This window comes from Brumimicrobium mesophilum, assembly GCF_003025005.1.
Classification (GTDB): domain Bacteria; phylum Bacteroidota; class Bacteroidia; order Flavobacteriales_D; family Crocinitomicaceae; genus Brumimicrobium; species Brumimicrobium mesophilum.
Genome location: NZ_PVSS01000024.1, coordinates 1 through 10,255, shown reverse-complemented (window position 1 = coordinate 10,255; position 10,255 = coordinate 1). Strand labels below are relative to the sequence as shown.

Annotated in this window: 4 protein-coding genes; all 4 read right to left on the bottom strand. The window is 35.1% G+C overall.

What is annotated here, in order from left to right:
* Positions 1–766: 766 nt before the first annotated feature.
* Complete coding sequence (locus tag C6368_RS16680; protein WP_107040364.1) at positions 767–3,373, bottom strand: T9SS type B sorting domain-containing protein; 2,607 nt, start codon at positions 3,371–3,373, stop codon at positions 767–769.
* A 379-nt stretch (positions 3,374–3,752) separates the two neighbouring features.
* Positions 3,753–6,002 carry an OmpA family protein gene (locus tag C6368_RS16675; RefSeq protein ID WP_107040363.1) on the bottom strand — a complete coding sequence of 750 codons (2,250 nt, stop codon included), beginning with the start codon at positions 6,000–6,002 and terminating at the stop codon, positions 3,753–3,755.
* Positions 6,003–6,004: 2 nt separating this feature from the next.
* Positions 6,005–6,916, bottom strand: coding sequence for a PorP/SprF family type IX secretion system membrane protein (locus C6368_RS16670; RefSeq protein ID WP_107040362.1), 912 nt, complete (start codon positions 6,914–6,916; stop codon positions 6,005–6,007).
* A gap of 23 nt (positions 6,917–6,939) precedes the next feature.
* Positions 6,940–10,255, bottom strand: a 3,316-nt coding sequence (locus tag C6368_RS16665; protein ID WP_159038655.1) for an Ig-like domain-containing protein, incomplete at its 5' end; no start/stop codon positions are given.

Genomic DNA, 10,255 nt, shown 5'->3' with positions numbered 1-10,255 from the left:
TTGTCTCTTCATGGGCAGCCCGTTTACAATCGAATTTAAAACGATAGCTATACCTAACCATCGAAATCATTTTATAGTTAAATGTCAAAAGGCTGTCTCCCATAAGGACAGCCTTTTTCTATTAATAATTCTTGAAGGGATATTCTACTCTATAAAATTACTTGTTAATTGCCAAGTACATTTCGCCAAAATAGGAAACTAACTTAAAATCATGATGTCATTAAAACCATCATTACTAGAAAAATAGTGAATGACCTTGAAAAATTAAAAGAAAACAATTCACCTTCTGTACTTTCTGCTGTTCAACAAGTATATACTAAAATGTTCAGTCCAAAGCTCGGCATCACTGAGCAAAAGGAGCTGTGAACTCAGGTTCTGTTATTGATTCATGAAAGCACATATAATCTTATGCTTCTAAACCACAATATAAGTATACAAAAATTAGAACTATTCAAAGTTTTACGTAGTGCCATGAAAAAATAGGATACTGAATTTTAAGATTGCATTTTATTAATTCTTTTAGGATCCAATTTCAGTCTTAAGCATTTGTTCGTTGGCAAATGAATTCTAAGTCGAATGCAGTTCTCTATGAGCTTAGCTTTGGAAACTCAGGTCTTATAAACTTTATCCATTAAATATTCAAAACCACTAATTTGGAAATTTTGAAGAAGTAGATAATTTGCTAAAGAAAAAACCGCAAGAAATACAGAGTCTATATCTTCTAAAATCCTGCAGAATTCTAATCCTTATTTGTTAGATTTTATCTCTATCTATTCACATGGATATAGCCATGTCCCTCTAAGTTTTCTCCGTTCTTTCCTACAGCGTTATACTTAATAAAGTAAACTCCATCTGTGATATTGTCCCCTGACCATTCAAAATCGATTGAATCGAAAGAATAAACTTCAACTCCCCATCGGTTAAGAATAAAACCTTCGATTGTAGCAACATTGTCTGCAGTAATCTTATATAAATCATTGGAACCATCACCATTTGGAGTAAAAATATTAGGTAATACAACTTTTATATCAGGTGACTCTAAGTTAATAATTTGAGTCAAACTATCCCTACACACTCCATTCTGAACATATAAAATCACCGGATAAACGCCTCCATTTTCATAGGTTTCAGTTTCATCTCCGGGGAATGTAGAATTGTTTCCATTTCCAAAATCCCAAAAATAATCGACCGCATTGGAACTATTGTCTGTAAAATTAATTGTCATTGGAGCAACTCCAGAAGTGGTATCTGGTGTAAAATCAGCTATTGGCGAAGGGTATACAACTATGGTTGAGTTTAAGTTACCAGTACAACCATTTGCATCGGTTCCAATTACCTCATAGTTTATGGTTCCTTCAGTAACTTGAAAAGGAACTCCATTCGTTACAATTGGTGTCCACTCATAAGTTTCTGCACCATCTGCGGTTAACGTCACCATATCTCCATCACAAGCTTGGTTAACCTCATCAATTAATGTAATTATAGGGTTTTCTTTCACATCAATTAAAGTATCTAAAATGCTTACACAGCCGAAAGCAGATGTAACAGTAACTTCATATATTCCAGCATCCGCTAAATTGATTATAAAAGGAATGGCGTTTACCACATTGTTATTCCAAGAATAAGTACCTCCTCCATTTGCTGTTAGAGTCATTGCATCACCATCACATGGAGTGTCATCAAAACTATCTAAAGTGATGACAGGCAACGGATTTACAACCTGATTAAATAATTGATCACTATTGGCACTACAACAATTAATGATACCTACAAAAGGAGTAAATAAATAATCAGTGGTTACACTTGGGGAAAGAAATAATGTATCTCCATCAACAACATTTGATGCAGTAAATTGATTCCCTCCAATTGAGTATTCTATATCTACAGGGTTATTGGCATTTAATACTTCAAAAATGACCCAAGCTTGTTCACCTTCACAAATAGGACCACTAGATTCAACAATTTGATAACTTTCATCGATATAACCTATAGTAATATATCTTGTATCATTCATTGGAATCAAAGTAGTTGAAATTCCAGAAACTGTGATAGTACCATTATTTTCAGTGAAGCTTATCCCATTAGTTTGAGAAAACAATGATGCGTCAGTAAAATCGCCATCTAAATCTACCAATAATCTTAATTTAGATACATCAATATTGGTAATTGGTGAGCAAGGGTTCAGTTCTATATCCAAATTAAAATCTTGATTAAAATCGGTATTTGTAACTTTTAATTCTCTTGCTATTCTAGATGAAATAGGACTTGGTGCTTCAGAATTGGATGCTATAGAGCCGCACAAATCTCCATTATCGTGTCCTAAGGTTACATAGGAAATATCTGTACTAATTACACCAACATTATCTTCATTTGCTGCAACTAGGTCATCAATATAAACTCTTATTACATCATCAAAACTGTGTGATTGTTTTTGATATAAATCTTCAACATCATCTCGTCCAATTCCTATTACATCATTATGATAGTCTGGCGTTACACTTGCATCCCAAATAATTGTACCATCTGTAGCTACATAATCTCCATTTGCTCCACCACCAATATTTTTAATTGTAACACCATACTTAATCGCTAAATAAGTGCGTACTTTACTCATTTCTAAATCAGTCAGATCTCGGTTAAAAAACAAAATTTCGTGCAAAAACCCGTTATAGGCAGAAGATCCGATTGTAGGAGAGTACCCAAAATACAACCCGTTTGAGCCCGAAGATTGAGAAGCAACATTTGAAGATAATAATCCTCCTTTGTTGTATGCCTTCAAACTTGTAGCATTAGAACGATTTCCTTTATATGATGTAATATTCGGTTTAAAGTCTTCAATATAATCGCGTGAAGCATTTAATGAATTGAAAGATAGACCTAGTCCAATTCTTCCAGTGGCAGTAAGATTTCTCACTTGTAATCCTGTTGAACCATTGTTATAGAGCGATAAATGTCCATTCCCAGAAGGAGGTGTTGGCATATAATATGAACAAAAAAATGTACCTTGATCACTTATAGACGCATTCGCTAACAAGGTAGGTGGAGTTGTATTTTGTAAACCTTGAACAGTCGAAATGTTCTGTCCAACATAAGTATTTCCAGTAAAAGAGATCGTTCTGTTATAATTTGAAATACTTCCTGTTGGTGTAATTTCTAATTGTGGATATGGTGCCTGAGGATCTGTAACGGTAACCGCTCCTGTTCCCATTGGAAACTGTGTAGTCCAAGTGGTGACATTTCCAGCATTCAAGTCATCGGCTCTAAACCAAGATGTAAGTCCAACTGTACCTATTCCTCCTGGAGATATTTGAGCTCCCAAAAAAGATGAGAAACCGAGCATTAATAAAGCTAGAATTTTAACTTTAGATTTCATAGTAATTGTGTTTTGAACAAATATAACTTTTAGAAATGAATAACTCTAATAACCAGCGGGCTACAATGGGGCTACAATCCCTACTAGACTTCTAACGAGTCGTTAATTAAGGAAGAAAGAGAAGGTGTTAATTCGGGTGTCCATTTCAACATCAAAAAGCTCCTTTTTTATCATTTGGTTTCTTCTCAAAGAGTTAAAAACACGACCCATTCATTGGATTCATAAAAAGTAGTATCCCTTTCCTAAAATGGTGGCCTACCATATAATTCAAATAATGACATGAGCACATAAAGAAAAAGCCCTCAATTTCTTGAGGGCTTCCTCCACCCGAATTAAATTCTGGGATGGTAAACTTTTGGTTTATAAGAATTATTTAAACCTATCTCAAATATGCTTTCCACTCCTTACTTACTATTGCCTCTCCTTTGAATTTTAGAACTTTAAATTCTACCCTTCTGTTTCTTTGATGTTTTAACTCACTACAATTAACTCCATCAGAACATTCGTTTTTCAGGCGCGTTTCACCATATCCAACAGACATTATTCTATCTCCATCAATTCCAGCATTTACAAGGTATTGACGAACAGAGTTTGCTCTATTTTTTGAAAGTCTAATGTTATATTCATCAGATGCCCTAGAATCTGTGTGAGCAGATATTTCGACCGTCATTTCTGGATAGTCTACTAAGATTTTTCTCACCCATTCTAATTCTTCAATTGCATCCCCTCGAATGTTATATTTATCAAGATCAAAGTAAACGTTATATAAGTCTACAACAGTCCCTTCTTTTAACACGATATTGTTATTAGTTGGATTGTATCCGTTTGCTGGGTCCCTTAAATCAATATTGGAATTCATTATAATATCTAAATCCAAACATTCCACTGGAATTGAATCCGTAGTCACAAACTCTTGAACTGTCGTAAAATGATCTTTTTCCGCTATCACTTTATATTTACAATTTTTCATCAATGGGAATCTAAACTTACCATCTTTATCCGATGTTAATTCAGCTGTTTCACCAGTACAAATATTGATTATAGTAATTTTTGCATTGTCTAATAAATAATTACAATCACTATTTAATACTGTTCCACATAAGTTGAAGTCTGAATTTTCATCAAATTGAGAAGTTAAAGCCAATAACAACTCAACATCTGAATCTTGCGGATTGAAAACCAACTCTCCTGTACAATTTACATTTGTGATGTAAAGATTCTTATTTGCAATAGCTTTCAACTCTCCAGTGTTTTGATTAACCTGAAATGAGAACCAACCATCTTCATCACTCAACACATTTTTAAAGAGGACACCTTCTTCGTAGATATTCACATTTGCCTCGGCAATTGCTTCTTCAGTTTCACAATTAATCACTCTACCTCTAATAATATAATTTCCTTTGTTCTTGAAAGTATATATTTCATCATCTCCAGATCGGTGAGAAGAAAAATAACCAGTTTGAAAGTTATCTTGAGTAATTACTCCGAAATCATCCTTTACACTATTTAAAGGAATACCGACATTAGAAGGTTTCGACCAACTTCCATTCGCCGGGGTAGTTTCAAATACATCGAGCCCTCCAAATCCAGGGTGGAAGTTCGACGAAAAATAAAGCTTTCCTGAATTATCTAAAAATGGAAACACTTCATTTCCTGAAGTATTAATTCTCTCTCCCATATTCTCAGGAACTCCCCAACTATCACCATCTCTTTTTACAATATACAAATCCATTCCACCAAATCCTCCTGGTTGATCTGATGCAAAAATCATAGTACTATCGTCTTTAGATAAAGTTGGGTGACAATAAGAATAGTTATCGTTGTTGAAAGATAGCTTCTTTGGTTTACTCCATTTCTCACCATTTTTATTCGTTTCCATAATTTGTAAACGAACATTCAATTCATTGTCCTTTGTAATGTTTCCTTTAAGCTGATTACTTCTTGTAAAATAAAGTGTGTCTAATCCCTTAGAAAACACTCCTGAACTTTCATGTAGATTTGAATTAATTACCTTTGAAAAAGGCTCTACTTCAAAACCTGATTTTGGGTACGAAATATACAAATCAGTATACTTCTCATCAGTCCAATTATCTAAATTATTGGACGCTCCCTGACTTTCATCACGATTCGAAACAAAGAGTAGGTCGTCTCCATAATATGCTGGACTAAAATCTAAACTTTCAGAATTAAAGATGGCTTTTTTAATGTCGTAATTATTATGCGGCACATTGTCATTCTCCATTTGAGTGCACAGTTCAATAAATCCATCAATATGCTGGGTTTCTTTCCCTACAATAGTGAGTTTATAGTTATTGAACCATTCTTTAGCTTTTGAAGGTTTTCCATTCATCAAGAGCATTTGTGCATAATAAAACTTACTATCAATACGCTCGCTTCTTTCAACAGCCTTTGAAAACCATAGTTCTGCTTTAACACTCTGATTGTTTAAACGATATGCATTAGCAAGTTTATAAATTGACTCTCCATCGGTAGCATTTTTCTCTAATTTTGCCTCATAAAGAGTAATTGCTTCTTGAAGAGACAGATGGCCATAAAGAGCGTCTGCTTTCTGAGCATTTCCTATAAGGAAAAAGAAACTGGCTACAATTGTTAAAATATACTTCTTCATAATTAAAAATATCTTGGGTGATAAATTCCTTTTTGCTTACCATTAAAGTCATAACCTATCATGATTTCATGTGAACCACTATTTACGCTCGACAGTTTTGTTAGTGAATAGTCATAAGAATAACCGATTCTTAAATTATTCTTCAAGTGATATTGTACAAGAACATCAAATGAATCGTTAGTTCTATAAGTTGCTCCTACCCAAAATTGTTCGTGGAATATTGCCATCATATTAAAGTCTAATTCTAATGGTGAATTTATTTCATACTTCAATAAAAGAGCAGGCTTTAGTGCTATTGTTTTAGAGATAGGAATAAGTACTCCTGCCATCCCAAAGAAATGTCTTCTTTGAAATGAATTCCCTCCAACAGGATTATAGTCCGTTCTGTTTTCTAACAACTTTGGAGCAGACAATCCCAGATAGTAGTTGTCTCTATATAGGTAAACTCCGAATCCGAAATTTGGTAAGGCCAGTGTATTTTCACCATAAGGTATGTAATCATCACCCCCATCTAACGGATTAGAATCATACCATAACATGTCTTGCTTTCTGATCTGAGCATCAAGTCCGAAACTCAACCTTCCTATTCCTACGTTAATATTGTAAGAATAAGCAAGTTTTGCTTCATAACTTCTTTGGATTCCAATTTGATCATGAACCAAAGAAATCCCGAAACCTGAATTGATTTTTCTGATTGGAGAATGCAGAGACAATGTCGTTGTTCGTGGAGCACCTTCCATACCAGCCCATTGATGCCTGTACAATCCAACTAAACTCACTGCATCTCGTGTACCTGCATAAGCAGGATTCACAACAAGTTTATTTGAAAAGAACTGGGTATACATCGGGTCTTGTTGACCATATGATGTATTCACCAATAGAAATAACATCGAAATAATTAGTAATTTTTTCATAACTGTTCTTTTATTCTTTAATACTACCTGTGAAGTGTGATGTAACCGTTAATAATTAATTCACCTGTATCTTTATTATTGAAGACATAGAAATATGTTCCATCAGGTAACTCTTTACCATTTCTAGTTCCATCCCAATCATTTTGATAATCATCAGTTGAGTAAACTTCATTACCCCATCTGTTGAAGATATAGAACTCATTGTTCGGATAGTTTTCAATTCCTTCAATTACGAAAGCATCATTTTTACCATCCCCATTTGGAGTAATAATATCTGGAACGTTGATCAATGGATTGACAACAATATTTACATATGCCGTATCACACATCGAAGGACAATCTTCTAAACAAATCTCATATATGAATTGGTCACCATTTGTTATTCCAGTGTTTTCATAATTCAATTGATTATTGTTGTTTGTAACGAACCCATAATTAGGAGTTGTTACTGGATTTAGATTCACAGGGAATGAATAACTATCATTCGCTAAGACATCTACCAATACACTTCCATTTTCATTGAGTATCGCAGAATCTCCAACTGCAACAGGATATCCAGGCACATTTACCAATAAAGTATCAGTTGACAAGCCTCCACAAGCTCCTTGAGTTAAGGTCCATACAAATACGTAAGAACTATCAGTTTGCAAGTTGGTAACTGTTGTGTTATGATCAAATGGCGTTACAATCACTGCACTTGAAGTAGTTTCCCAGAAACCTGTTCCATTGTTGACCGCTGAAAGATTAACTGATGGAGCTCCATCACAAACAATCATGTCATCACCTGCATAAGCAATCGCTGTTGTAGGGTCATCAATACTCACCTCTACAGAAACTGCATCAGAATAACAACCATTAGTTTCAATTCTCAATGAGTAACTACCTTGGTCGGCCATTGTCGCTGGCGTGATAATTAATGTATCATTTGTTGTAACAACAACTGATGCATCTGGTAAAGTCCATTCATAATTCGCTGCTACATTTGGTGTTGATAAGATAATATCATTTCCAACACAAATTGGAGAGTTTGAGAACAGAGCTGGTGTTTGAGGTTTCGGATTAACTGTAATATTCACAGTTGAATCACTTGAGAAACATCCATTCACCTCTACTGATAAAGAATACAATCCTGCATCACTCAATGTTGCTGAAGAAATAACTTGTGGATTTTGTAAACTAGATGTAAATCCGTTTGGTCCCGTCCAACTGTATTGAGTCGCAACTGTATTCGTATACAATTGAATAACATCTCCTTCACAAACTACAGTGTCACCCGTAATGTTTGGTACTGGAGGTGTTGGGTTAACATTAATCATCACAAGTTGAGATGGCAATGATGAACAAATACCTGTCAATACTTCTACATAATAATTACCACTTTCTGATACTTGAATGTTTGAGTTTATGTAAGTTGGATTAGCAGTTGTATCTAACACTCCTGATGGTCCATACCATACATAAGATGCATTACCACCACTAAATCCAGTTGTATTTAAGATTAAGTCATCACCCTCACAAAGATCAGTCACATTTGAACTAATCGTTGGTACATAGTTTGAATTAATGATATCTACTTGTACCTGTCCAACCGCTGAACTACATCCGTTCTCAGTAATTGTTAAGTTATAGAATCCTTGATTTGCAGATGTAGCATTCACTATGAATGGGTTCTCTAAAGTTGAACTAAATCCATTTGGACCTGTCCATTGGTACGTGTTCCCTGTATTGTTTGCAAATAAGAACAATGTATCTGATTCACATAATGCTGAATTAGATGTTGGTTGTGGTGTTGCTGGTATTGGGTTTACTACCACTGTTGTTGGGATAGAAACTCTTGACGAACAACCATTAAATGTAAGCTCAACACTATAATCACCATTGTGAATTGCTTGTGCATTATTGATTACAGGATTTTGAACCGTTGAACTGTATCCATTTGGACCTGTCCAAGAGTAACTTGCACCTGCAACTCCGTTGGTTGTCAAATTAATGCTTCCACCTTCACACACAGGACTGTTTGATGCAGCATAAACTGTATCAGGAACCTGAATGATATTTACGTTTATAGCACTTGACATAGGAGACTCACAACCCTCAGCTGAAATACATATTACACTCCAGTCACCCGCTGCATATGCCGAATCAGTTGAAGGGATATACGTGTAGTTCGTACTTGTTGTCAATAAAGGATTAGACAATGTTGTTACACTTGAACCTCCAGGGCCTATCCATTTATATGTTCCACATGTTGAACTTGTCATCAATTTCAACGTATCTCCTAAACAAATTGAAGTTGTTCCAGTTATCGTTGGTTGCGCTGGTAGTGGGTTCACCACAATTGTAATTGAAGTATCCGCACTTCCACAACCATTTGTTGAAACTGATAAGTTATATGTTCCCGCTGTAACACTAGAAGCTGTAATCGCTTGTGGATATTGACTACTAGATGTAAATCCGTTTGGTCCTGTCCATGTGTAAGTTCCAGCAACTGTTGATGTTCCTAAACTAAACACTCCTCCTTCACATAATTCAACATCTGTTGATGTGATATCTGGAGCTGTAAGCGTAGCATTAATTGTTACAACCGTTGTTGCTGTATCTACACATCCATTTACATTTAATATGTAGTTGTATGTGTAAGTTCCTGCACTCATGTTATTAATTGAATGAACTGCATTCGTTGATAATAATGTTGTGTAATTTTCATCATACCACTCATATGTTCCACTTGTAGCGGTGTTTCCAGTTAAAGTAACTGTTCCACCATTACAAACTGGTCCATTATTAGAAGCAATCGCATTTGGATTAGCGTAAAGATTAATCGCTTGGTTGTTTGAGTTATTACTTAAACATCCATTTGAATTTCCAACCACTAATGTCCAGTTTCCTGATACGTAGTTTGAACCACTGTTCACCGTTAAACTTGGTACTTGCGTTGTAATTGTATCTCCACTTGATGCGATCCATAAATAATCACTTGCTACTGCATTCGTTGTTAATACAACTGCATCTCCCTCACAAACATTATTACTCAATACATTAAGTACTGGTGTAGATGGTAATGGATTCACTGTGATCTCTATTGTTGCCACGTCACTTACACAACCTCCTACCGTTTGAACAGAAAGTGAGTATGTTCCTGCAGTTGCTGTTGAAGCAGTTATTGCAGAAGGATATTGACTACTAGATGTAAATCCATTCGGTCCTGTCCATGAGTAACTAGTCCCTTGGGTTGTTGACCCCAAGTTGAATGTTTCTCCTTCACAAAGTTCTACATCTGTTGATGTAATTACTGGTGCAATTGGAGTTGATGAAATTGTTACAACCGTTGTTGCTGTA

What these genes read in the sequence shown, in the direction of transcription:
- C6368_RS16675 (WP_107040363.1), bottom strand. Translation starts at nt 6,002, where the DNA reads ATGAAGAAGTATATTTTAACAATTGTAGCCAGTTTCTTTTTCCTTATA.
- C6368_RS16680 (WP_107040364.1), bottom strand. Translation starts at nt 3,373, where the DNA reads ATGAAATCTAAAGTTAAAATTCTAGCTTTATTAATGCTCGGTTTCTCA.
- C6368_RS16670 (WP_107040362.1), bottom strand. Translation starts at nt 6,916, where the DNA reads ATGAAAAAATTACTAATTATTTCGATGTTATTTCTATTGGTGAATACA.